General features: G+C 62.7%; 2 protein-coding genes. Both read left to right on the forward strand.

The window, feature by feature from the left end:
- Positions 1-259: GGDEF domain-containing protein (locus LQ952_RS15720; protein ID WP_238623557.1), on the forward strand; the 259-nt coding region annotated here is incomplete at its 5' end.
- A gap of 150 nt (positions 260-409) precedes the next feature.
- A complete protein-coding gene (bchE, locus tag LQ952_RS15725; RefSeq protein ID WP_238623558.1) occupies positions 410-2119 on the forward strand; it encodes a magnesium-protoporphyrin IX monomethyl ester anaerobic oxidative cyclase in 1710 nt (569 codons plus the stop codon).
- Positions 2120-2228 lie beyond the last annotated feature (109 nt).

The following is a 2228-nucleotide window of genomic DNA, read 5'->3' on the forward strand; positions in this document are numbered from 1 at the left end:
GGCCATGCCGACCGGTGCCGACCCCTGGCCGCTGTTCGACACGCTGCGCCTGCAACTGTGCCGAACCCCGATCGTGACCCGGGCCGGCGCTCTGCCCGTCACCCTCAGTATCGGCGTCTGTACCATTGACAGGGGCAGTAACCTGGGTGAACTGCTGGCCAGGGCGGATGAAGCCCTTTACGAAGCCAAGAGCCAGGGACGCAACCGCACCGTCTGCAAGGGCCGCCCCCGGGAGAACCTGGATGATACAAGCCCTTGACGCAGCGCATGTCAGGCTGTCCATCAAGGTTGACAGTGCTAAAAATGCACGGGTACGATCAGGCATTCCGGGGAACTTAGGAACGCCCCGCCTGTCTTCTTCATCCGCGGCGAAACCCGGGGGTGATAAATCCTTTCGCGGGAGCAACGTATGCGAATCCTCTTCGTCCATCCCAATTACCACTCCGGGGGCGCCGAAATCGCCGGCAAGTGGTCCCCCGCCTGGGTGGCCTATCTGGCCGGCTACCTGAAGTCCCATGGCTACACCGAGTATGTCTTCGTCGATGCCATGACCGACGATACCCCGGACGAGGATCTGCGCAAGATCTTCGCCGAGGCCCAGCCCGACATCATTGCCTGTACCGCCGTCACCCCCGCCATCTACAAGGCCGAACAGACCCTCAAGATCGCCAAGGAGGCCTGCCCCAACGCGGTGACCCTGCTGGGCGGCATCCACGCCACCTTCATGTTCCAGCAGGTGCTCACCGAGGCCCCCTGGATCGACGCCATCGTGCGTGGTGAAGGCGAGGCCGTGGTGCTGGACGTGGTCCGCGCGGTGGACGAAGGCCGCTGGGAATCGGGCCGTCAGGACATCCGGGGCATCGCCTACATCGAGGACGACAAGGTGGTCGCCACCCCCGCCGCGCCCACCATTCGCGACGTGGACTCCATCATCCCCGACTGGGGCGTGCTGGACTGGAAAAAATACATCTACATCCCCATGGGTGTACCGGTGGCCACCCCCAACATGGCCCGCGGCTGCCCCTTCACCTGCAGCTTCTGCTCCCAGTGGAAGTTCTGGCGCGACTACCGGGTGCGCGACCCCAAGAAAGTGGTGGACGAGATCGAGATCCTGGTCAAGGAGCACGGCGTCGGCTTCTTCATCCTCGCCGACGAGGAGCCCACCATCAACAAGGCCAAGTTTGTGGAGTTCTGTCAGGAACTCATCGACCGCGACCTGGGCGTGCTCTGGGGCATCAACACCCGCGTGACCGACGTCATGCGCGACGAAGACCTGCTGCCCTTCTACCGCAAGGCGGGCCTGGTCCATATCTCCCTGGGCACCGAAGCGGCGGCACAGCTCAACCTGGACATGTTCGTCAAGGAAACCACCGTGGCCCAGAACAAGCGGGCCATCGAACTGCTGCGCAATGCCGGCATCGTCACCGAGGCCCAGTTCATCGTCGGCCTGGAAAACGAGACCGCCGAGACCCTGGAAGAAACCTTCCAGCTGTGCATGGACTGGAACCCGGACATGGCCAACTGGGCCATGTTCACCCCCTGGCCCTTCTCCGACCTGTACACGGAGATGAAGGACAAGGTGGAGATCTTCGACTTCGAGAAGTACAACTTCGTGACCCCCATCATGAAGCCCAAGGCCATGACCCGCGGCGAACTGCTGGACCGGGTCATGCACAACTACCGCCGCTTCTACATGAAGAAGGCCTTCCTGGGCTATCCGTGGGAAAGAAACCCTCTGCGCCGCAAGTACCTGCTGGGCTGCCTCAAGGCGTTCCTCAAGAGTGCCTTCGAGCGCCGTTTCTACGACCTGGGCAAGGCCGGTTACTGGGGTCCCCAGTCCAGAAAGACCGTGAACTGGAACTTCGACACTTCACGTACCCTGGTGAAACCCGAGCCGCAGCTTGAGGAACAGGTCATCAAGTGGAAGAGCGCACCGCCCCGCAAGCGGGCCGGTGCCAAGGGCGCCGCCCTCAAGGCCTGCGGTGGCGGCGACGAGCAGCTGCCGGAGAACACCTCCAGTACCGCCCAGCAGGTGAAGATCTGCGGCGGCGGGGACCAGCAGCTGCCCGAGAGCATGGATGACGCCAAGATCAAGGAGAAGATCAAGGAAAACGCCTGAGGCGCCGTTTAACGACAGCCAGGGCCGTCATTGACGCAAGGGCACCTTTCGGGGTGCCCTTCGTCGTTTCAGGGCATCGCCTTGCCCAAGCCAAATGCCTGCCTGTATC

Origin of the sequence: Ectothiorhodospira lacustris (assembly GCF_022227785.1) — a bacterium.
In the GTDB taxonomy this organism is placed as follows: Bacteria; Pseudomonadota; Gammaproteobacteria; order Ectothiorhodospirales; family Ectothiorhodospiraceae; genus Ectothiorhodospira; species Ectothiorhodospira lacustris.